Annotated in this window: 17 protein-coding genes; 9 read left to right on the forward strand and 8 right to left on the reverse strand. The window is 70.0% G+C overall.

The window, feature by feature from the left end:
* Positions 1-98 precede the first annotated feature (98 nt).
* The 4 genes from AB0B91_RS13045 to AB0B91_RS13060 are packed head-to-tail and all read left to right on the forward strand — an operon-like array spanning position 99 to position 5,495.
* Positions 99-1,844 (forward strand): glycoside hydrolase family 97 catalytic domain-containing protein, encoded by a 1,746-nt coding sequence (locus AB0B91_RS13045; protein WP_358318493.1) that lies wholly within the window; start codon positions 99-101, stop codon positions 1,842-1,844.
* Positions 1,841-2,647, forward strand: a complete 807-nt coding sequence (locus AB0B91_RS13050) for a hypothetical protein (RefSeq protein ID WP_358318494.1) — start codon at positions 1,841-1,843, stop codon at positions 2,645-2,647. Before AB0B91_RS13045 ends, AB0B91_RS13050 begins: the two co-directional genes overlap by 4 nt.
* The gene (locus AB0B91_RS13055) at positions 2,644-3,852 is read left to right on the forward strand and encodes a hypothetical protein (RefSeq protein ID WP_358318495.1); all 1,209 of its coding nucleotides are present in this window, start codon (positions 2,644-2,646) and stop codon (positions 3,850-3,852) included. The genes AB0B91_RS13050 and AB0B91_RS13055 overlap by 4 nt, the downstream gene beginning before the upstream one ends.
* A gap of 59 nt (positions 3,853-3,911) precedes the next feature.
* Positions 3,912-5,495, forward strand: coding sequence for a hypothetical protein (locus AB0B91_RS13060; protein ID WP_358318496.1), 1,584 nt, complete (start codon positions 3,912-3,914; stop codon positions 5,493-5,495).
* Here the strand turns inward: AB0B91_RS13060 and AB0B91_RS13065 are convergent.
* A complete protein-coding gene (locus AB0B91_RS13065) occupies positions 5,478-7,235 on the reverse strand; it encodes a glycoside hydrolase family 36 protein (protein WP_358318497.1) in 1,758 nt (585 codons plus the stop codon). The two genes, AB0B91_RS13060 and AB0B91_RS13065, sit on opposite strands and share 18 nt — an antisense overlap.
* A complete protein-coding gene (locus AB0B91_RS13070; protein ID WP_358318498.1) occupies positions 7,235-8,398 on the reverse strand; it encodes an ROK family transcriptional regulator in 1,164 nt (387 codons plus the stop codon). Before AB0B91_RS13070 ends, AB0B91_RS13065 begins: the two co-directional genes overlap by 1 nt.
* Before the next feature lie 71 nt (positions 8,399-8,469).
* Between AB0B91_RS13070 and AB0B91_RS13075 the strand changes: the two genes are divergently transcribed.
* A complete protein-coding gene (locus tag AB0B91_RS13075; protein WP_358318499.1) occupies positions 8,470-10,548 on the forward strand; it encodes an alpha-galactosidase in 2,079 nt (692 codons plus the stop codon).
* Here the strand turns inward: AB0B91_RS13075 and AB0B91_RS13080 are convergent.
* The gene (locus AB0B91_RS13080; protein WP_358318500.1) at positions 10,537-11,142 is read right to left on the reverse strand and encodes a helix-turn-helix domain-containing protein; all 606 of its coding nucleotides are present in this window, start codon (positions 11,140-11,142) and stop codon (positions 10,537-10,539) included. The genes AB0B91_RS13075 and AB0B91_RS13080 overlap by 12 nt on opposite strands.
* Positions 11,143-11,243: 101 nt before the next feature.
* On the opposite strand from AB0B91_RS13080, the gene AB0B91_RS13085 reads away from it, so the two are divergent.
* From AB0B91_RS13085 to AB0B91_RS13095, 3 genes are all read left to right on the forward strand, one after another.
* Positions 11,244-12,434 carry a cytochrome P450 gene (locus tag AB0B91_RS13085; RefSeq protein ID WP_358318501.1) on the forward strand — a complete coding sequence of 397 codons (1,191 nt, stop codon included), beginning with the start codon at positions 11,244-11,246 and terminating at the stop codon, positions 12,432-12,434.
* A 7-nt stretch (positions 12,435-12,441) separates the two neighbouring features.
* Entirely contained in the window at positions 12,442-12,633 is a 192-nt protein-coding gene (locus tag AB0B91_RS13090) for a ferredoxin (protein WP_214638051.1), read from the forward strand.
* 967 nt (positions 12,634-13,600) lie between these two features.
* Entirely contained in the window at positions 13,601-14,047 is a 447-nt protein-coding gene (locus tag AB0B91_RS13095) for an SAV_6107 family HEPN domain-containing protein (RefSeq protein WP_214637724.1), read from the forward strand.
* Positions 14,048-14,739: 692 nt separating this feature from the next.
* Here AB0B91_RS13095 and AB0B91_RS13100 read toward each other — a convergent pair.
* The 3 genes from AB0B91_RS13100 to AB0B91_RS13110 form a co-directional block, all read right to left on the reverse strand.
* Positions 14,740-15,021, reverse strand: coding sequence for a hypothetical protein (locus AB0B91_RS13100; RefSeq protein WP_358318502.1), 282 nt, complete (start codon positions 15,019-15,021; stop codon positions 14,740-14,742).
* A 661-nt stretch (positions 15,022-15,682) separates the two neighbouring features.
* Entirely contained in the window at positions 15,683-16,177 is a 495-nt protein-coding gene (locus AB0B91_RS13105) for a transcriptional regulator (RefSeq protein ID WP_026214021.1), read from the reverse strand.
* 475 nt (positions 16,178-16,652) lie between these two features.
* Positions 16,653-17,519, reverse strand: coding sequence for a universal stress protein (locus tag AB0B91_RS13110; protein WP_358318503.1), 867 nt, complete (start codon positions 17,517-17,519; stop codon positions 16,653-16,655).
* Positions 17,520-17,641: 122 nt separating this feature from the next.
* On the opposite strand from AB0B91_RS13110, the gene AB0B91_RS13115 reads away from it, so the two are divergent.
* Positions 17,642-18,877 carry a transposase gene (locus tag AB0B91_RS13115; RefSeq protein ID WP_358318504.1) on the forward strand — a complete coding sequence of 412 codons (1,236 nt, stop codon included), beginning with the start codon at positions 17,642-17,644 and terminating at the stop codon, positions 18,875-18,877.
* Here AB0B91_RS13115 and AB0B91_RS13120 read toward each other — a convergent pair.
* Entirely contained in the window at positions 18,860-20,299 is a 1,440-nt protein-coding gene (locus tag AB0B91_RS13120) for an amino acid permease (protein ID WP_358318505.1), read from the reverse strand. The two genes, AB0B91_RS13115 and AB0B91_RS13120, sit on opposite strands and share 18 nt — an antisense overlap.
* Before the next feature lie 19 nt (positions 20,300-20,318).
* On the reverse strand, positions 20,319-21,254 hold the full coding sequence (gene arcC, locus AB0B91_RS13125) for a carbamate kinase (RefSeq protein ID WP_358318506.1): 936 nt from the start codon (positions 21,252-21,254) through the stop codon (positions 20,319-20,321).
* Between the last annotated feature and the right edge of the window lies 1 nt (position 21,255).

Raw genomic sequence — 21,255 nt, forward strand, 5'->3', positions numbered from 1 at the left:
GTGAGGAGCTCAGCGGGGCCGGCGCGCGCCGCTCGTCCGAGCCGGCGCACCCGAGCGGGTTGCCGATGAGTCCTCCTATCTCTGTTCTGGAGGGCCCTGTGCCGAAGTGGACGCTCAGTGATGAAGACCTGGAAGTCGCGGTCGCGCTCTCGGCCGACGGCGAGCCGACCCTGGAGGTGCGGCGCGGCGGTCGCGTGGTGGTGCGGCCCTCCAGGCTGGGCCTGCGGGCCGCGCACGAGGACCTGAGCACGGGCCTGGCCTTCGACGGGCTGTCGTCCAGGCAGGTGACGGAGACCTATGACACGGTGACCGGCAAGCGGCGCGAGCACCGGTACACGGCCAGGGAGTGGACGCTGTCGTTCACCAAGGGCGCGCACCGGCTCGACCTGGAGGTGCGGATCGGCGGCCACGGCGTGGCATATCGGTACGTGGTTCCGTGGACCGGCCCAGTGACCGTAATTGACGAAATTTCGGAGTATGTGGTGCCGGGGGAGGCTCGGGCGGTGCTCCTGCCGTACGAGAACGGGCGCTGCGACTACGAGGAGATCCACCGGCACGGTCAGGTCGCCGACGCCGAGCCCATCCTGTACGGCTACCCGTCGCTCTTCCAGATCGGCGAGACCTGGCTGTTCGTCACCGAGTCGAACCTGGACAGCGGCTACGCCGGAACCCGGCTCCGCTTCGACGGCCACGCCTTCCGGCTCGACCTGCCCGACCCGTACGTGACGGCGGCCAGCCCGCTCGTCACGCCGTGGCGCACGATGATCATCGGCGAGCTGGACACGATCGTGGCCAGCGACCTGGTGACCAGCCTGGCCGCGCCTTCGGCGGTGGCCGACACCTCATGGATCCGGCCCGGCGCCGCGGCCTGGTCGTGGTGGTCCGACGGGCCGTCCACACGTGACCTGGAGGCGCAGAAGCGCTGGGTCGACTTCGCCGCCGAGCACGGCTGGCCGTACGTGCTGGCCGACGCCGGATGGAACAAGGAGTGGATGCCCGAGCTGATCGCCTACGCCGCGGCCAGGAACGTCGGCGTCTGGCTCTGGTCGCACTGGCAGCACGTCGACACCGAGCTGGAACACCGCGAGAAGCTCGCGCTCTGGAAGGAATGGGGCGCCGTCGGCGTCAAGATCGACTTCACCGAGTCCGACGGCCAGGACCGGATGCGCTGGTTCGACTCCATCCTGGCCGCCACCGCCCGGCTGAAGCTCATGGTCGTCTTCCACGGCGGCACGATCCCGCGCGGCACCGAGCGGACCTGGCCGCAGTTCATGACCGCGGAGGCGGTCAAGGGCGCCGAGTGGATCAAGCCGAAGCCCGGCAAGCTGCCGCTCTATCCGCCCGCGCACTACCTGTCGCTCGCGTTCACCCGCAACGTGCAGGGCCCGATGGACTTCACCCCGTGCACGTTCACCGCGGTCCGCACCATCTCCGCCGGATTCGAGCTCGCGCTGTCGGTGATCTTCGAATCGGGCGTCCAGCACTTCGCCGACAGCATCGAGTCCTACCGGGCCAGGCCCGAGGCGTTGCGGCTGCTCTCCGGCGTCCCCACCGCATGGGACGACACGCGGCTGCTCTCCGGCGACCCCGCCGACCACATCCTGCTGGCCAGGAGGAGCGGCGACGAATGGTACGTCGGTGCGGGCGTGTCGGGCGAGGCCCGCACGCTCACCGTGCCGCTCGACTTCCTGGACGCGGGGGAGTGGGCGGCCGAGATCTACCGGGACGCCCCCGATGACGGCATCCTCGCCGAGACGGCGACCATCTCCGCCGGGGGCAAGCTCGACCTCGCCGTATCCCCCAACGGCGGGTTCACCCTCCATCTGAGGAGACAGACCTCATGATCAAGCGCCTGAGCGGCACCCTCGCCGCCCTCACCCTCATCGCGTTACCCACCTCGCCCGCCTCGGCCACGGCGGCCGTCTGGACACAGCGCTGGAACCCGAGCCCGGCCAATCAGACGGTCGCGCAGGCCTTCGAGGGCATCGAGGACGACCGCTCCGACTCCCACTCCGGCGTCACCCACATCTACGTCTCCGGCGACGCCTACCGCTTCGACATGCACACCCAGGACCGCGACGGCGACGACCGGCAGCGCAACGAGGTCAAGGGCATGCGTACGAGCGGCAGCGCGTACATCAAGATCCTCAAGAACCAGGTCTGGCGCATCTCCTACCAGCTGTACATCCCGGCCTCGCTCGACGCGACCAGCTCCTTCACCCACATCGCGCAGATGAAGGTGCCCGGCTCCGGCGCGCCCCTCTACACGATGTCGCTGCCCATCTCGGGCGGCACGCCGAAGATCAATGTCCGCTACTGGGACGAGGACGAGCAGACGCACGAGGTCGGCAACACGAACCTGACCCCGATCCAGGGCAAGTGGCTCGACACCACCTTCGAGTTCAAGGCCTCGGACACCGGTTACCTGCGCTGGACGCTCAAGGACGGTTCGACGACGCTGGTCGACAAACGCCTCGACAACACCGATCTCTGGCGCGCCGACACCGACTACCTCCGGCCCAAGTGGGGCATCTACCGCAGCATCAACAGCTCCGGTCTGCAGAACACGTACCTGCTGATCAGGAACCTGCGAGCCGAGCAGCAGACGGCCGCCGCGGCCGAGACCGACGCGGCGGAGGGCCCGTGAAGCTCACTCGACTGGCGGGCGCGCTCGCCACACTCGCGCTGATCGCGACCGCCACCCCCGCCACCGCCGCGCCTACCCCGTCCCCGTCGGGTCGGCCGCGCTGGGAGCTCCGATGGGATCCGAGCGTCAGGAAGGACGGTGTCAAGGCGTTCGAGGCGCTGGAGGACGACCGGCGCGGCTCCCACCCCGAGGGCCAGCCGCACGTCTCCACGGACAGGGACGCCTGGAAGTTCACCGCCCACCTGGAGGACCGCGACGGCTCGGACCGCATGCGCAACGAGGTACGCGGCATGCGCGACCACGACGGCGCCCCGCTGGAGATCCGCAAGGACGAGACCTGGCGGATCAGCTACCGCATGTACATCCCGGACACCCTCGACGCGACCACCTCCTTCACCCATATCTGGCAGTTGAAGAACTCCGACGTCGGCACCCCGATCGCGCAGATCTCGCTGCCGGTCATCGGGGGAGTCCAGAAGATCGCGGCCCGCTACTGGACGCTCCCGGACAACGCCTCGCACGACTTCGCCACCGCCGACCTGGAGCCGATCCAGAACAAGTGGGTCACCACCACGCTGGAGTTCAAGTCGAGCGACGACGGCTACATGCGCTGGACGCTGGCGGACGGCAGCCGGACGATCGCCGACCAGAAGATCGAGCACATCGACCTGTGGTGGACCCAGGAGCAGTACAACCGCCCCAAGTGGGGCATCTACCGCAGCATCAAGAGCGCCGGGCTGCAGGAGACGTACCTGCTGGTCAAGGACCTCAAGGCGTGGCAGCTCGGCCCGGCGACGCCGCCGGTCAAGCTGCCGGCGCCGGACCGGAGCCCGGGTGCCTATGAGGCCGAGCGGGTGGGCAACGTCTGGGAGGGCGCGGCCGAGCCCGCCTACTGCGCGGTCTGCTCGGGCGGCCGGAAGGTGATCCTCATCGGCGGCAACGTCTACGACTACGCCGTGGTCAAGGGCGTGCTGTCGGAGACCACCGGCACCCGGCGGATGACCGTGCACGCGCTGGTGGACGGCGCGCAGACGTTCGCGGTCAGCGTCAACGGGGCCGACTCGATCCAGGTGCCGATGACCGGGACCAAGGACACGGTGACGACCACGACCGTTCCGGTGGACCTGGTGGCCGGGGTCAACACGATCCGGTTCTTCAGCCTCACGGCCAGGGGTCCCGAGCTCGACAAGATCGTCATCAGCTGAGCCCGTACGAACGGCCCGCGCCCTGCTCGGGTGCGGGCCGTACCCCCTGAGGAGAGGCCATGGCACACGATCTCAGCAGACGCGGATTACTCGTGGCCGGAGGCACGCTGGCGATCGCCGCGGCCGCCGGTGCCACGCCCGCGAGCGCCACCACGCTCTGGCAGTCCAAGCTCGTCTCGTACGACAGACGCGGGCGGCTGGCCTACGCGCAGGATGCCGAAGGCAACCGCATCCCCGACTTCAGCCATGCCGGATACCGCAACGGCGAGCGGCCGATCCCGTACGCGCGGGTGGTCAAGGCCATCCGGCCGGTCGAGGGCGACAACACCGCGCACGTCCAGGCCGCCCTCGACGAGATCGCGGCGCTGCCCCGCGAGCGGCGCGGCGCGCTGCTCCTGCTGCCCGGCCTCTACCCGGTCGCCGGCACCCTGTACGTACGCGCCGACGGCATGGTCCTGCGGGGCGTCGGTGACGGCGAGGACCCGGCGGGCAACACGATCATCAAGGCCACCGGCAACAACCCCAAGGACCGCGACGTCATCGTGGTCGGCGGCACCGCGGCGGGCGGCTGGAAGGGGGAGGTGCCGGGCACCCGTACCGACATCACCACGGACTTCGTGCAGGTGGGCGCGCGCGAGTTCGAGGTGGCGAACGCCGGGTCGCTGCGGCCCGGCGACAACATCGTGATCCACCACCCGTGCTCGGAGGAGTGGCTCAAGGCCATCGACTACGGCGGCCACGACGTGGGCCCGGCGTGGCAGGTGGGCGAGCACCCGATCATCTACAACCGCTACATCCGCGAGATCTCCGGCAACAGGCTGAAGATCGACGTGCCCGTGTACAACCACCTGAACCGGGCGCTGTCCCAGTCGTCGGTCTACAAGTGGGACCGGGCCGGACTCGTCACCCAGGCAGGCGTGGAGCGGTTGCGCGTGGACATCGAGTACCACGGCGATCCCGAGCAGGACGAGGACCACGCCTACAACGCGATCGTGCTGCTGCGTACCGAGGACTCGTGGGTGCGCGACTGCACGATGCTGCACTTCACCCAGTCCGGGGTGGCCACGCAGGAGACCACGCGCGCCACCGTCGAGAACTGCCGCGCCATCGACCCGGTCAGCATCGTCACCGGCAGCAGGCGCTACAACTTCAACACCTACGTGTACTCGCAGCAGGTGCTCTTCCGTGACTGCTACGCCTACAAGTCGCGGCACGCCTTCGTCTCCAACGGGCACAGCACGGTGTCGGGCGTGGTGTTCCTGCGCGGGACGGCCGAGTACGCGCTCAACTCCAGCGAAGGCCACCGCCGCTGGTCCCAGGGCCTGCTGTACGACGGTCACCGCGACATCGACCCGCACTACGACTACACGCTGGGCCTGTACAACCGGGGCCGCTACGGCACCTCGCACGGCTGGTCGGCGGCGCACTCGGTGGCCTGGCGGTGCGACGTGTCGACCAGCAGGCTCATCGTCCAGAAGCCCCCGACCGCCCAGAACTACGCGATCGGCTGCCTGGGCACGGTCACCGGAGACGGCCCCTTCCAGCAGCCCGCCGGGTACATCGAAGGCACCGGACAGCAGGGGCTCCTCCCGCCCTCGCTGTACGAGGCGCAGTTCCTCGACCGGCTACGGGGCGGCTTCTGAGCCCAGGTCCAGCCGGAGCAGCCCGCCCGTGGGCACCGTGATCAGGTGTGTGCCGGGCGACAGCTCCAGCGTCGTGTCGTTCACCGTACGGCCCCGGCAGGTCTGGACCCTGGCGCGGGCCGTACCGGAGTGGCCCGCCTGGAGCAGCACGTCGGCCGAGTCGTCGGCGTTGGCCAGCCACAACGTGCCCGCCTCCGGGACCGCCACCGGCAGCGGTGCGTAGCGGGCCGTGATCACCGTGTCCGCCGAGCGGGCCGTCACCTGCGGGTAGACCAGGTCGGGCCGGGCCGGCTCGAACGCGCCGCGCTGCAGCACCTCGGCGTGCTCCTTGACGAAGCCCAGCCAGAACCGCAGCACCTCCAGCTGCGCCGGCGTCTGCGTGGTGAGGTCCACCGAGATCTGCGGCACCGCGAACAGCACGTTGACCAGCTGCGCCGCCACCCGCTCGGGAGTCTCCTCGAGGTGCCACATCAGCATGTCGGCGTGCACGGCCAGCGGCCCGGCGATCAGGCGCAGGTCCACGGTGCGCTGGCGGTTGTGCGCGGGGCTGAGCGGGCAGTCCGAGGCGCGGACCATCGTCGCGTACGGCCACAGCCCCGGGCTCACGTACGGCTGGCGGAGCTCCACCAGGCAGTCCGTGGGTAACAGGGCCAGCAGCCGCCGCACGCCCTCGTTGACCGTCGCGCAGTCGGCCTCGGGCCCCGGCTCGGGCGGGTCCTCCACGGCGAACTGGTCGATGAAATCGATCTTCAGGCCGTCCATGCCCCACTCCCGGACCGCCCGGGTCAGGTGGCCGGCGAGGAGCTCGCGGATGTACGGGTAGCGCGGGTCGACGATGACCGCGTTCATGTGCTCCTTGTAGGCCAGCGAGTACGGCTGTACGCGGTCCCAGAGCGCGGTGTGGCGGCCGACGAACGGCAGCGCGTACCAGAGCAGGTAGGCGAGCCCCGCCTGCTTGACCGCCGCCACGTGTCCAGAAATATCGGGAAAAGACGTGGCGGACGGCTCCCACTCGCCGACGTGGCCGTAGCCGCGCCCGCGGTCGTCGCTGTGCCAGCCGTCGTCCACGATGATCGCCTCGCAGCCCAGCTCGGCCGCCGGAGCGGCCTGCCGTTCGACGCCGGCGGCGTCGACGTGCTGCTGCATGGCGTACCAGGTCGAGTAGGCGGGCATCCGCGCCACCTCGGGAACGTCCGCCACCGAGCCCCGCCACCACGCGGCCACGTCCGCGAGCGTGCGGGCGAAGTGCCGTCCGGTGAGATCCAGCCGCAGCACCAGGCCGGTCCCGGGCTCGGCGTCGTGCTCGGCCCAGAAGCCGAAGTCGCCGGTCTCCTCCACCACCCCGGTGCGGAGGTGGACCGGCCGGATCACCTCGCCGACGGCGTACGTGCACAGCGACACGTCCCCGGCGCCCACCAGGCACCCCACGGGAGCGTTCTTCTCCAGGGCGGCCACCCGTGGCTTGCGCCAGAACGGCGGCAGCCCTCGGTGCTCGCCGCCGTCGGGCGCCCAGAACGCGGTCGCGGCCACGCACGGCACCCGCCACGCCACGCGGACGGCCGCGGGCCGGTCCGGCGTGATCCGCACCTCGTGGACGCCCTCGGCATCCTCGGTCACGGTCCAGGCGAGCTCGGCCGCGGCCGTCGCCGTCAGCTCCGTCCCGCCCGCGACGATGCGTACCTCGCGGGTCTCCGCCGGAGCCCGGTCGTGCGGCTGCCAGATCCCGGTCGCCGTGGTCATCAGCGCTCCTGGAGGGTGAAGAAGGTCTGGATGGCGACCGAGGCCGCGCCGCGCGCCCACTGCTCGAACGGCCGGGGGCGCAGGAAGATCCGGCAGTCCGCCGCCGCCCCGAACGCCTGGCTCGCGAACGACCGGCTGATCTGCTCCTCGAACAGGTCGTAGGCCGCCAGCCCCTGCACGTCGCCGGTCACGATGATGCGCTCGGGCCCGATCAGGTTCGCCATGGCGGCCATGGCCAGCCCGATCGCGTGCCCGGCCCTGGCGAACACCTCGCGCGCCGCCACGTCGCCCGCGTGCGCGGCGTCGATGGCCGCGTCGATGGTCAGCTCCGCGTCACCGAGGGCCTCGCGGACCGCGGTCACGATGGGCGCGGTCCCGGCGATCGCCTCGACGCAGCCGCGCCCTCCGCAGTGGCACTCGGGCGCCTCGCCGCCGACCGGGATGTGCCCGATCTCTCCGGCGACGCCGTGCGAACCGGCGACGATCCGGTCGTTCACCACCAGTCCGCAGCCGATCCCCACCCCCACCGTGACCAGGGCGAACGACGACGCGCCGATGCCCTCGCCGAACCACTGCTCGGCGACGGTGAGGGACTTGACGTCGTTCTCGACCGTGACCCGCAGGCCCGTCGCCGCGGCGGCCAGTTTGGCCAGCGGCACCTGCCGCCAGCCGAGGAAGGGGGAGTAGCGCACCATGCCGTGCGCCTTGTCGACGTCGCCCGACACGGCCAGGCCCAGCGCGTGACAGCGCTGCCGGTACGCCGGGTCGGCGGCGAGCAGCTCGGCCACGAGATCGGCCAGTGTGGCCACCACGCCCTCGGGCGAGGTCGCCGTCAGCGGGCGATGCGCGCCGACGAGCACCTGGGCGCGCAGGTCGGTGACGACGCCGATGAGCTCGTCGTCGGTGATCTTCACGCCGGCGAAGAACTCCCGGTCCGGCTTGATGGCCAACGGGCTGGCCGGGCGGCCCGCGCCGGGGCCCGGCCGGTCGGTGGCCTCCAGCTCTTCCAGATAGCCCGCCTCGATGAACGGGCGGGCCGCCTTGGTGACTGCGGCGGACGACAGCCCCGTCCGCCTGGCGATCTCGACCCGGGAGACCGGCCCCTGCGTCAGCACCATGGTGAACACGGTGGCCGCCGCGGGAGTGGTGAGCGGTGCAGGCATGATGGGCATCGTAACACTAATTAACTTCGTTAAGAATTGATTCGAAGGGCACGTCGATCTAGGCTCCGGACATGCCTTCGGTGACCTTCGACGCCGCCAGCCGTACGTACCTGCTGCGTACCTCCACCACCAGCTACGTCTTCGGCCTCGACGCCGAGGATACGCCCGTCCACCTGCACTGGGGGCCCGTTCTGACCCAGGAGCAGGCCGCCTCGCTGCCCCGGCCGGCAGCGCCCCGCGCGAGCAGTTTCGACGGCGCGGGACCGGCTGAGGAGCTCGGCACCGAGGCGGGTGCCCGCTTCGGCACTCCGTCGCTGCAGATCGCCTTCCCCGACGGTGCCCGGGGCGTCGACTGGCGCCATCTCGGTCACACGATCGACGGGGGACACCTGACGGTCCGCTTCCGGGACGCCGTCCAGCCGTTCGAGGTGGACCTGCACTACCGGGTGCGCGGCGACGTCCTGGAACGGTGGATCGGGCTGCGGTCCGAGGTGCCCGTGACGATCCCGCGTTGCGACTCCGCCGCGTGGAGCGTTCCGTCGCTGTCCGGCTACCGGCTCAGCCACGCCACCGGCGGGTGGAGCGCCGAGCATCAGCTGCGCCGTACCGACCTCACCGTGGGCGAGACGACGCTGACCAGCAGGCGCGGGGTGACCAGCCACCACGCCAACCCCTGGCTCGCCGTCGACGGCGGCGACGCCGGTGAGCGGCACGGCGAGGTGTGGAGCTGCGCGCTCGCCTGGAGCGGTAGCTGGCGCGTCACGGTCACCCGCACCCCCTCGGGGAGTACGGGGTGGACGGGCGGGTTCGGCCACGAGGGCCTCACCTGGCGGCTGGAGCCGGGGGAGGAGTGGGTCACGCCGGTGTTCGCCGGTGTCTACGCCCCTGACGGGTTCGGCGGGGCCAGCCGCCGCTGGCACGACCACGTCACCCAGAACGTGCTGCCCGAGCCGGACGAGCTGCGCCCGGTGGTCTACAACGCCTGGGAGGCCGTCGGGTTCGACGTGGCAGAGTCGAACCAGAAGGAGCTCGCCGTGCTCGCGGCCCGTGCCGGTGTGGAGCTGTTCGTCATGGACGACGCCTGGTTCGGCGGGCGCACCGGCGACAGCGCCGGACTGGGCGACTGGTGGCCGAACCCGGACCGCTTCCCCAACGGGCTGGCTCCGCTCATCGACGAGGTGCACGGCCTGGGCATGCGGTTCGGCCTGTGGGTCGAACCCGAGATGGTCAACCCCGACAGCGACCTCTACCGAGCGCACCCGGACTGGGTGCTGCACATGCCCGGCCGCCCGCGCACGCTGCTGCGCAACCAGCTCGTCCTCAACTTCGCCCGGCCCGACGTCGCGGACTGGGCGCACAAGTGGCTCCACCGGCTGGTCGGCGAGCACGGCGTCGACTTCCTGAAGTGGGACTTCAACCGGGCCTTCACCGAGGCGGGCCAGCCCGGCGCCGCCGACCAGGACCGGCTCTGGATCGACCACGTCAGAGCCGTCTACTCGATCATGGACCGGCTCCGCGCCGACCATCCGCACCTGCGCATCGAGGCGTGCGCGGGTGGCGGCGGCCGTACCGACCTGGGCATCCTCGCCCGTACCGACCAGGTGTGGACCTCCGACAACACCGACGCCCACGATCGCATCGCCATCCAGCACGGCTTCAGCCAGATCTACCCGGCCCGCGTGATGGCCGCCTGGGTCACCGACAGCCCGAACCCCCTCACCCGCCGGGTCACCCCGCTGAGCTTCCGCTTCCACGTCGCGATGGCCGGCGCGCTGGGCCTCGGCGGCGACCTGCTGAAGTGGACCCCCGCCGAGCTGGCCGAGGCCGCCGCGCTGGTCGGCCGCTACAAGGAGATCAGGCCCGTCGTCCAGCTCGGGCGACAGGACAGGCTCGAGTACGGCGTGCAGTACACCCATGGCGACCGGGTGGTCGTCCTCGTCTGGCGGGGGCCCGTCGCGCACGGAACGCCGCTCGTGCCGCTCCGCCTGGCCGGGCTCGACCCGCTCGGCCGCTACCGCGACGAGGACACCGGGGCGCTGCACCACGGGGCCCTGCTCATGGCGCCGGGCCTGCTGCCGGACCTGCCCGCGGGTGACTACGCCAGCACGCTGATCCGCCTGCGCGCGGTCGGTCCTGGCTCATCCGATTGACGACAGGCCGCGCAGGGTGAGCTGGGCGGCGCGCATGGCCGCCTTCTGCGCCTGCTCCAGCGATCCGCCTCGGTTGATGCTGGAGATGACCGCGAGCTTGGTGGCGCCGATCAGCGCGCCCACGGCCGCCGCCGCGTCCACGTGGTCGAGCTCGTCGGGGAAGGCGTCCTCCAGCGCCCGCGCCAGCCGGAGCTGGCTGTCGAACAGCAGGTGCAGCGCCCGCGCCTGCAACGAGGGGACGGTCATCACGAGCCGCATCCGCAGGGGCACCTCCTCGACGGAGATGCTGTCTTCGCCGGAGGCCAGGTCCACGCTCGCCCGTACGAGCCGCAGCAGCAGGTCCGCCAGGTGCTCGCCGGGCATCCTGGACGCGATCAGCTCCATGGCCAGCGCCATGCGCGACTCGCCGTCGTAGAACAGCACGTCCTCCTTGCTGGCGAAGTAGCTGAAGAACGTCCGCGTCGACACCTCGGCCTCGGCCGCGATCTCGGCCAGCGTGGTCTCCTCGAAGCCCTTCTCGTCGAACAGCCGGAGCGCGGCCTCGATCAGCGCCCGGCGCGTGCGCTGTTTCTTACGCTCCCGCAGTCCCACCATGTCGCGAACTTTACCGTCAATCTCCGTTTGTTGCATCCATTGAAATTTTGCAACGGATGAGGTTTTCTGGAGAGGTTGACGATGAGAAAGGGAACCGCAGCATGTCTGATCTGACTCTCACCACCACCCGCCAACGCCCCTTCGATCCGCCCGACGAAATCGCCGAGCTACGGCCAAAAGCAGCGCTCCACCGCATGACCTACGCTGACGGGCACCTCGGCTGGCTCGTGACCGGCTACTCCGCCGCGCGCGCCGTGCTCGCCGACGCGCGCTTCAGCAACCGCCCCGAGCGCATGCACCCGCCGATCCCGGCCCGGATGGCGCTCGCCCAGGAGGGGGGCTTCCGCGTTCCGCCCGGGTTCTTCCTGCGGATGGACGCGCCCGAGCACACCCGCTACCGCAAACTCCTCACCGGCCAGTTCACCGTGCGCCGGATGAAGGAGCTGGAGCCGAGGATCGCCGAGATCGCCGAGGCCTGCCTCGACGCCATGGAGTCCGCGGGCAAGCCGGTGGACCTGGTGCAGGAGTTCGCGCTGCCCATCCCGTCGCTGGTGATCTGCGAGCTGCTCGGCGTGCCGTACGAGGATCGGGCGCAGTTCCAGGAAGACACCAAGGTGCTCGTCAACCTGGAGGTCAAGGCCGAGGACGCCATCGGCGCGATGACCCGGATCTCCGCGTACCTCTACGGGCTGATCCAGCGCAAGCGCGCCAAGCCGACGGACGACCTGCTCAGCGGCCTCGTCGAGAGCGGCGAGCTGAACGACGAGGAGCTCACCGGCGTCGCGTTCCTGCTGCTGGTGGCAGGCCACGAGACCACCGCCAACATGCTCGGCCTCGGCACCTACGCGCTGCTCACCAACCCCGCCCAGCTCGCCGTCATGCGCGACGACCCGTCCGCGGTCGAGAACGGCGTCGAGGAACTGCTGCGCTACCTCACGATCATCCACCTCGGCCCGATCAGGAGCGCACTGACCGACGTCGAGATCGAGGGCCAGGTCATCAAGGCCGGCGAATCGGTCATGCTCCACCTGCCGGTGATCAACCGCGACCCGTCCCGCTTCCCGGACGGCGAACACCTCGACCTCGCCAGGCCCGCCACCGGCCACCTGACGTTCGGCCACGGCATCCACCAGTGCCTCGGCCAGCAACTGGCCCGGGCCGAGATGCGCATCGGCTACCCCGCGCTGCTGCGGCGCTTCCCCGGCCTACGCTTGGCTGTATCACCGGAGGAGGTGCCGATGCGCTCGGACATGAGCATCTATGGAGTGCACCGCCTCCCTGTCACCTGGTAGGTCAATGATGGAGATCAAGGCAGACACGACGGTGTGCATCGGTGCGGGCATGTGCGCGCTGACGGTGCCGGCGATATTCGACCAGAGCGAGGACGAGGGGACGGTGGTGGTCCTTGACTCCACCCCACCGGCCGAGCTGGAGGACGCCGTCCGCCGCGCCGTGACACTGTGCCCGTCCGGGGCCATCTCGGTGGTCTGATTCCACGCGTTTTTCACGATTTGCCGGCTATTACCGCGCCGACGGCGGGCTCTCTTTTGTCCTACGTTCTGACCGGACGCATTGCCTTACGATCCGGCCAGGCCGGGACACACCGCCGTCGACGCGGCTCCCTGACGCTTCACGCCACACTCCACGGCCTCTCCTGCCCTGGCACACACCCCCTGGGCTCTCGGGCCGTAGCTCCAGAGCCTCACGCCCCGCCCGGGCTTCTCGGGCCGTAGCTCCAGAGGCTCACACTCTCGGCCCTTGTGGCCCTTCGGCGGCGCGCCCCGAGCCCGTCTCTTCCACGCCCTCGCGCCCTCGGTCCCTGCGGCCCTTCTGCCCGCCTTCGGCCCCTTGCGGCCTCTCGGCGGCGCGCCCCGACACGGCGGTTTCCCCAACGCGCGGCGGTTTCCCCAACGCGCGGCGGTTTCCCCACGCGCGGCGGTTTCCCTCCAGGGCGGGCCCCTCCCGAGCGGACCCCCACCCCCAGGCGGCCCCTCCAGAGCGGACCCCCGGTAGCCCCGACCCAGGCGGACCCCTCCAGAGCGGACCCCCACCCCCAGGCGGCCCCGACCCAGGGCGGAGGCCTCTCCCAGGGCGGATTCGCACGTCGAAGGGCATAGGCTCTTTCGTCCTCCAGGTTGATCGAATCTGTGTTCGTAGAACAGGTTGACACCGAGCGTGATCGAAATTATGTTCGACCTAGTGGCGTGAGGCTCGCGGCTCACGTCGTAGGACCTGGTCGCGGGCCGTTCGCTTCCCCCAAGCGAGACCCGCGATCAGGCTCCAGGGCGAAGGGCGTGTCCTCGTCGTCGGCGGAGACGAGTGGGCGCGTCCTGGCTGGACGGGGAGTGGGGAAGCTCCTCGTCCAGCCAGCCCGGCGGAATTGTCGGTGGGGTCTGCGAACGTTGACTCCACCGGCGGAGACGCCGGGAGCCGCCACGACTCCAAGGAGGCGCGCAAGATGGCACAACGGCTCGGCGATACGCAGGGGCCCCGGCTGTCGCCCGCAGTGCGGGCACACCTGACGGATTCACGTTCCTGCCTGGCGGAGGCGGCGACCGCTCGCACCCCGGCATCCCGATATGTGGCAGCACATCTGGCAGCTCTGCGAGCGGCGGCGGCGATCCTGGCCGCCCGTCCCCGCCCCATGGAAGGCCGCAGGCGCCGCCTGCGCAGCGCGTGGGAGCTGCTCCCAGAGGCGGAGCCCAGGCTCGCGGAGTGGGCCGCCTACTTCTCGGTGAGCGCCGCCAAGCGCGCCGCCGCCGAGGCCGGCATGGTCCGTGGCGTCAGCGCGGCCGACGCGGACGAGCTCCTGGCCGAGGCGGACACCTTCGTCGCCGTGGTGCAGGACATTCTGGGCGTCCCCGCTCAACCCCAACTCCCGGTCGAGGTCCCCCTGGCCGGCTGACCACACCGCTCGCGCCGCCGGCATCGGCGGTGAGTGGGCAGCCGGACGACTCCAACACGAGCGAACACGCCGACGCGGGCGAGGGATCCCCGAACACTCCGACCAAGTACGACCACGCCAAACCGGCAGAGCGATCCGTTCCAGGCGTGCGCGAATACACCGATGTACGCGAACGTCCCGAACGTGCATGATCACGCCAAGTCGGCAAGAAGGCAAGCGGGACGCTCCAAGCGTTCGCGAACCTATCGACGCACGCAAGGCCAAATCTCCCGAACGTGCATGACCATGACAAATCGGCAAAGGCGGAGCGATCCTTTCCAAGCATGCGCAACATGCCGACGCCAAACCGATAGGAGACAAGCGGGACGCCTCAAGCGAGCGCGCTGACGCGGGCGGGGCCGATTCTGAACGTGGGTGACCCGCTAAGCCGGGAATCGGGGCTGGGCGCCTCAATCCGCAGGCGATCGACATACGCGGACGCCCCTTTTGGGCGGGGACACGCTAGATGTGGCCACGCGGCGGCGAAGGCGAGCCCGTGTGTCCCGCCTTCGTCGCCGCGCTTAGCTGCTTGTCCTGCGCGGCCCGATCCGACCTACGTGTCCAGGCTCGCGCGCGTGCGAATACCCATGTGATCGACACGCGATGTCCGGACAGGTCTGCCCGCATGTCCTAGGTGGCGCGGCAGGGGTCGTTCACATCGGATCGCACAGCGGCACGGTGCTGTAGTCCTCGCCGGCTACTGGGCGGATGTCCTGCCAGCGCACCCAGTGGGCCTGGCCCATGTGCTCGCTGCCGTCGTCGGTGTTCACCGTCTGCGGGGGCCAGAGCAGGAATCCCCACCGTTCTCCTTCCGCATCGCCCCACGCCAGCAGGTATCGCGCCTCACCGGTGCCGGTGATCGGGAACATCGACTCGGCATGTTCGACGATGGGCGGTCGCCACAGTCCTGGTAGGCCTTTCGTGTCGAGATGCATTGGTCCATTGTACGAACTGGAGTTCGATATCGCTAGGGAGATCGCTTCCCTCTCCCGATCCGCTTCCCTCTTCCGATCTGGGTGAACACGGTCGGGCGGCGGCTGGGCGTGCGCCGGTGGACCTACGTGGCTGCGTCTGCGCGGTGAGCTTGCGCGGGCCGGCCTTGCGAGGGCGGATGCATGCGTTGGGGGATCAGTGAGGGAGAGAGGCCCGCGAGTGGGCCTGCTGGTGGATCCGCCCGGCATGGCTCAACGCGGGAACGCGGGCGTTCCGCCGGGGTGTGCATGGCTGCGCTGCGCCGGGTGTCTGTGCGAGGTGCCGACGGCTATGTGTGGCGGGCCTGCGCGGTGGAGGTGTGCGGGCGGCCTGCGCGGTGGGGATGTGCGGGCGGGCCTCTGCGGTGGGGATGTGCGACCGGACGTGCGCGGTGCCGTCTCCGTCAAGCGGTGCCGTCTCCGCCAATAGGTTGTACGGGCCTCGGCTGCAGGCAACTGACGAACCGGCGGCGTCTCCCCTGCGGATGGCGGATGACACCCGCCGTCATGCCATCACCAGGGGAATGCGGCGCCGCTGAACAAGGGGCCACTCATGCTGACGTACGACAGAGGGCATGAAAGCGGGGCGCGCCGATCACATGGCGCGCCCCGAAAACAGGAGTGGTCAGAAGGACTCGACGGCTCGGCGGGCCTCTGCGTCGAGGACGCCCCAGCTGATGAGCTCCTCCGTCAGTTCGCTAGGCGACTTGTCGTAGATCACGGCCAGGGAGCGCAGGTCCTCCTGGCGGATCGACAGGACCTTCCCGTTGTAGTCACCACGCTGGCTCTGGATGGTGGCCGCGTAACGGGCGAGTGCCCCGGCCTTCTCCTTCGGCAGCGTCGCAAGGCGTTCCAGGTCGATCACAAGCTTGGGTGTCGGGCCGAGCGGGCTGGGCGCGGCACCGCCGGGCAGCAGCTCGGAGACGGGCACCCCGTAGAAGTCGGCAAGCTCGGCAAGCTTCTGAACCGTTACAGCGCGGTCGCCACGCTCGTACGAACCTACGACCACGGCTTTCCACCTGCCACGCGACTTCTCTTCGACTCCATGCAGGGACAGCCCCTGCTGGGTGCGGATGGCGCGGAGTCGTGCACCCAGCGACTTTGCGTACTCAGACGGCATCGTGTGGCCCCCCGGCTCTCGTATGTATCGCTCTCAGTAGATTGTGCTCCCTTGCGGCGAATGCCCGTGCCACCGGGGGGTGTGGTGCCTGGCTCGGCACCATCGGTAGCCATGGCTCTGGGTTTACCCCATAACGCCGCGCAGTGTGGTTACGCACAGTGACGGTAAAGGGGTGGACGCCTAAGGTCAAGCTGATTGGAAAAAAGATGCCGAATCCGATCCGGGATGGAACGACTTAATAGCCCCTCTTGTCCCACTGGTAACACTACTTCGTCACTGTTTGCCCCAGTGACATCCATGGTGAAATCACCTCGAAATCCGTGTCAGTGATCGCGTAGAGGTCGAGGTGAGGGGTGGTAAGAGGGCATTGGGGAGGGTCGGCGGGGAGCGGCCAAGAGGGCGCGGCAGGGCGGGGCGGGCACGCGACAAGGGACGTCGGACGGCCCGATAAGCCGCGAAGCGCGTGGCGCCGGGGTCAGGCTTGACGGGTTAGGATCATCACCGGAGACGTGGCCGCGCGTACGATCTTGAGCGACGTGTCCCCCAGGAAGACCCGCCGCAACGGCCCCGCGTTGCTGGAGGCGCAGATGAGCAGTTCGCCCGGCAGCCATGACGTCTGCCCCATGGCCTCTGCCACGTCGCGGCCCTCCAGGATCTCGAACTCCGCCCGGAGAAGCGGCCGATGCCCGCTGGCCGCCTCCGAGAGGTCGGCCGCCACCTGGTCGCGGAGCCGGGTGAGCATGTCCTCCTCGACCTTGTGGCGGCGTACACCGCGGATCACCAGCGTGACCAGCCGCAGCGGCACGTCCAGGGTGACCGCCGTCTTGGCGGCGTCCCTGACGGCGGCGTCCGCGCAGGGACCCCGGCGGTAGGCGACGGTGATCCGCTCGAAGGCCGGGGCCGGCGCGTCCGCGTAGCCGCGCGGGGCCAGCAGGACCGGCACCGACGAAGAGTGCAGCAACTGGTCGGCGGTGCTGCCGACCGCGATGCGGCCCTTGCCGCCACCCGGCGCGGAGCCGATCACGACGACATCGGCCGCGCGCCGGCGGGCCAGCTCCACCAGCCCGCGCCCGCTGCCTTTGTGGGTGTGGACGACGTAGCCGGCCCTGTCGCCGGTCAGCGCCCGGGCCTGTTCGAGCGTGGCCTGCGCCTGTTCCTGCAAATATTTGCGCCACTCGGTCAGGTCGGCGCGCGCGGGCCCTGGCGTGGTCCACACGGGCGGCTGCACGTACGCCACCGTCAGCTGCCCCTTGACCTGTCCGGCCAGGAGTACGGCCAGCGCCAGCGCGTCACGTCCTCTCGGCTCGGGGATGAATCCGGCCAGTACGCTTTCGAGCTTCATCTGAATGGTGGCGCCAGGGTCGGGAGGAAGCGCCACCCCTCCTTTCGAAAACAGTATGGAAAGTCTCGGTCACGTTCGGTAATGTGTGCGGTGGGTGAGAGCAATGTGACAGGAGGTGCGCGATGGCGATTCGCCGCTCCGCCACCAAACGGCACGGCCTGCCCACCGTCGTGCAACTGCGGCTCACGCCCACACCGGCCCAAGCTGAGGCGCTGGCCGCGGCGGTGCTGCTGTGCAACCAGGCGGCCACTGTCGTGTCCCGGCTGGCCTGGCAGCATCGTGTGTTCTCTGTGGTGGAGTTGCATCGGCTGGCCTACTACGAGGTGCGGGCGCAGGTGGCCGGGCTGGGTGCGCAGGCGGCGGTGCGGGCGATCGCCCGGGTTGCCGACGCCTACGCCAACCGGCGCTCCACCAAGAAACGCGCTCACATCTTCCGGCCGCACGGCGCCGTCCCCTATGACGCCCGACTGCTCAGCTGGAACCGTGACGCCCGGACCGTGTCGCTGTGGTCCCCCGCCGGCCGCGTCGCCGTGTCCTACACCGGCCGGCCCGAAGACCTCAAGGCTGTGGATGGGCTGCCGCTCGGTGAGGCCGACCTGATCTGCCGGCGCGGGGTGTGGCTGCTGCAGGTCACCCTCACCCTCACCCTGCCCCAACCGGCGGTGCGCGAGCCGGTCGACGGCTTTCTTGGGGTGGATCAAGGGGCGGCGAACCTGTCGGTCACCTGCGACGGCGGGGTGCTGCCCGGCCCCGTCCTGGCCGGGCCGATCGGCGGCAACGGGCACGTCCGCACCCTGCGCGAGCGGCGGCACCGCCAACGCCGACGGCTGCAGAAGAAGGGCACCCCTGCGGCGCGGCGGGTGCTGCGCCGCCTGTCCGGGCGTGAACGCCGGATGATGACCGACCTCAACCACCAAATCAGCAAGTATGTGGTGCGTCAAGCCGAACGCACCGGCCGTGGGATCGCCCTGGAGGATCTGCAGGGCATCCGCGGCCGGGTCAGGGCTCACCGGCTCCAGCGGCGCACCCTGCACACCTGGGCCTTCGCCCAGCAGATCACCTTCACCCGCTACAAAGCCGCCCGCGCCGGAGTCGCCTTCCTGCTGGTCGACCCTGCGTATACCTCGCAGGGCTGTCCGGAGTGCGGGTGGGTGGCCAGGGCGAATCGGCCGGCGCGGGGCCGGTTCGTCTGCACCGGGTGTGGCCTCGCTGGGCACGCCGACCACATCGCGGCCCGCAACATCGCCACACGCGGCGCAGCGGGCTGGGCTGCCGTCAACCAGCCACACGCTACCGGCCTCCCTTCACCCAGACGGGACCGTGAGAGCAAACCACCGGCTTCAGCCGTTGGTAGTTGATCTGGGCACCTCGGTGTTCAACCGTGAGTGGCTAAAGCCGTACAGGAAGTAACAGATCAGGCCCACCAGCATCCAGAGGCCGAATGCGAGCCAGGTGACGCCGGCGAGACCGGCCATCACGATGACGCAGAAGATCGTGCCGAGGATCGGAGTGGCCGGGAAGAGCGGCGTGCGGAAGCTGCGCGGCAGCTCGGGGCTGCGGTAGCGGAGCACGAGCACGCCGATGTTGACGATGGCGAACGCGAACAGCGTCCCTATGCTCGTGGCCTCGGCGAGCTGGCCCAGCGGCACCAGCCCGGCCAGCACCGAGATGAACGCGGCCACGATGAGAGTGTTGGCGACCGGTACCTGGTGGCGCGGGTTCACCTTCTGGAAGATGTGCGGGATGAGCCCGTCGCGGGACATCGCGAACAGGATGCGGGTCTGGCCGTAGATGACGGTCAGGACGACGCTGGCGATCGCCACGACCGCGCCGAAGGAGACGATCAGGCCCGGCCAGGTGGCACCGGTGGCGAGGTTCACGATGTAGGAGAGGCTGGCTTCGGTCCGCTCCGGGTCGAAGTCGGTCCACGGCATGGCGCCGATCGCGGCCACGGCCACCAGGACGTAGACGATCGTGACGATGGCCAGGGACAGGATGATGGCCAGCGGCAGGTCGCGCTTGGGGTTCTTGGCCTCCTCGCCGGCGGTGGAGGCCGCGTCGAAGCCGATGTAGGAGAAGAACACCTGCGAGGCGGCGGCCGTGACGCCCGCGACCCCCATGGGCGCGAACGGCGAGAAGTGCCCGGCCCTGAACGCGGAAAACGCCACCACGCAGAAGAAGATCAGCACCGCGATCTTGATGAGCACGAACACGGCGTTGGCCGTGGCGCTCTCCGACGCCCCGCGCAGCAGCAGCCAGGTGGCCAGCAGCACGATGAGGATCGCGGTGACGTTGACCACGCCGCCGTCCTGGCCGGGGGAGCGGGTGATCGCATCGGGCAGCGACCAGCCGAACAGGCCCTGCAGGAACGAGTTCAGGTATTCGCCCCAGCCGACGGACACCGCCGCGACCGACACCGCGTACTCGAGCATGAGGCACCAGCCGCAGATCCAGGCGACGAGCTCGCCCAGCGTCGCGTACGCGTAGGAATAGGACGAGCCGGACACCGGGATCGAGCCGGCCAGCTCCGCGTAGGAGAGCGCGGAGAACAGCGCCGTGATCGCCGCCAGCACGAAGGCCAGCACGACGGCGGGACCCGCCTTCGGCACGGCCTGGCCGAGAATGACGAAGATGCCGGTGCCGAGCGTGGCGCCGACGCTGAACAGCGTGAGCTGCCACAGCGTCATCGTGCGGCGCAGCTCACCGCCCTCGCCGTGGCCGCCTTCGGCCACGATCTGTTCGGTGGGCTTGGTACGGAAGAGCCGTTGGGCGAGTGCCACTTCGAAACCTCCTTGAGCCCTATAGCGTGCTGGTCAGCGGCCAGCGGGCGTTCGGCGTGACGATCGTGCCCGCGGAGCCCTCCAGGATCTGCTCCGCCTGACCGAGTTCGCCGATGGCCGCCATGTCGCCGGTGGTCTCCACGAAACGGCAGACCGCTTCCACTTTCGGCCCCATGGAGCCGGCTGGGAAGTCGAGGGCGCGTAGTTCGTGCGGTGTGGTGTGCGCGAGCTCGCTCTGCCGCGCGGTGCCGAAGTCCTTCAGCACGCGCGGCACGTCGGTCAGGATGAGGAACGCGTCGCATTCGAGCGCCTCGGCCAGCATCGACGCCGTGGAATCCTTGTCGATGACCGCCTCGACGCCCGACAGGCGGCCGTGCTCGTCGCGGATGACCGGGATGCCGCCGCCGCCCGCGCAGATCACCACGACCCCCTCGCGGACCATCTTGCTGATCAGCCGGGTCTCCACCACGCGCCGCGGGGCGGGGGAGGGGACGACGCGCCGCCAGTAGCGGCCGTCGGCCGCGACCGTCCAGCCGTACTCCTTGACCAGCTTGGCGGCCTCGTCCTGCTCGTAGACGGGGCCGACGAACTTGGTCGGGTTCTCGAAGGCCGGATCGACCGCCGACACGAGCGTCTGGGTCACCATGGCCAGGACCTGCCGGCCGGGCAGCGCGTTCTGCAGGGCCTGCAGCATCCAGTAGCCGATCATGCCCTGGGTCTCGGCGCCGAGCGTGTCGAACGGGTAGGGCTTGGTCAGGCGGGGGTCGTTGGCGCTCTCCAGCGCCAGCAGGCCCACCTGCGGGCCGTTCCCGTGGGTGATGATCAGCTCGTGCTTCTCCGCGAGCTTGGCCAGCGTCTTGACCGCGTTGGCGATGTTGGCGACCTGCGGCTCGGCGTCGGCCTTCTGGCTCCGCCGCAGCACCGCGTTGCCTCCCAGAGCGACGATGACCCTCATC

This window comes from Nonomuraea sp. NPDC049141, assembly GCF_040648415.1.
Lineage (GTDB): Bacteria > Actinomycetota > Actinomycetes > Streptosporangiales > Streptosporangiaceae > Nonomuraea.

What these genes read in the sequence shown, in the direction of transcription:
- AB0B91_RS13100 (WP_358318502.1), bottom strand. Translation starts at nt 15,021, where the DNA reads ATGCATCTCGACACGAAAGGCCTACCAGGACTGTGGCGACCGCCCATC.
- AB0B91_RS13085 (WP_358318501.1), top strand. Translation starts at nt 11,244, where the DNA reads ATGTCTGATCTGACTCTCACCACCACCCGCCAACGCCCCTTCGATCCG.
- AB0B91_RS13075 (WP_358318499.1), top strand. Translation starts at nt 8,470, where the DNA reads ATGCCTTCGGTGACCTTCGACGCCGCCAGCCGTACGTACCTGCTGCGT.
- AB0B91_RS13070 (WP_358318498.1), bottom strand. Translation starts at nt 8,398, where the DNA reads ATGCCTGCACCGCTCACCACTCCCGCGGCGGCCACCGTGTTCACCATG.
- AB0B91_RS13050 (WP_358318494.1), top strand. Translation starts at nt 1,841, where the DNA reads ATGATCAAGCGCCTGAGCGGCACCCTCGCCGCCCTCACCCTCATCGCG.
- AB0B91_RS13115 (WP_358318504.1), top strand. Translation starts at nt 17,642, where the DNA reads ATGGCGATTCGCCGCTCCGCCACCAAACGGCACGGCCTGCCCACCGTC.
- AB0B91_RS13090 (WP_214638051.1), top strand. Translation starts at nt 12,442, where the DNA reads ATGGAGATCAAGGCAGACACGACGGTGTGCATCGGTGCGGGCATGTGC.
- AB0B91_RS13065 (WP_358318497.1), bottom strand. Translation starts at nt 7,235, where the DNA reads ATGACCACGGCGACCGGGATCTGGCAGCCGCACGACCGGGCTCCGGCG.
- AB0B91_RS13110 (WP_358318503.1), bottom strand. Translation starts at nt 17,519, where the DNA reads ATGAAGCTCGAAAGCGTACTGGCCGGATTCATCCCCGAGCCGAGAGGA.
- AB0B91_RS13105 (WP_026214021.1), bottom strand. Translation starts at nt 16,177, where the DNA reads ATGCCGTCTGAGTACGCAAAGTCGCTGGGTGCACGACTCCGCGCCATC.
- AB0B91_RS13095 (WP_214637724.1), top strand. Translation starts at nt 13,601, where the DNA reads ATGGCACAACGGCTCGGCGATACGCAGGGGCCCCGGCTGTCGCCCGCA.
- AB0B91_RS13060 (WP_358318496.1), top strand. Translation starts at nt 3,912, where the DNA reads ATGGCACACGATCTCAGCAGACGCGGATTACTCGTGGCCGGAGGCACG.
- AB0B91_RS13080 (WP_358318500.1), bottom strand. Translation starts at nt 11,142, where the DNA reads ATGGTGGGACTGCGGGAGCGTAAGAAACAGCGCACGCGCCGGGCGCTG.
- arcC (WP_358318506.1), bottom strand. Translation starts at nt 21,254, where the DNA reads ATGAGGGTCATCGTCGCTCTGGGAGGCAACGCGGTGCTGCGGCGGAGC.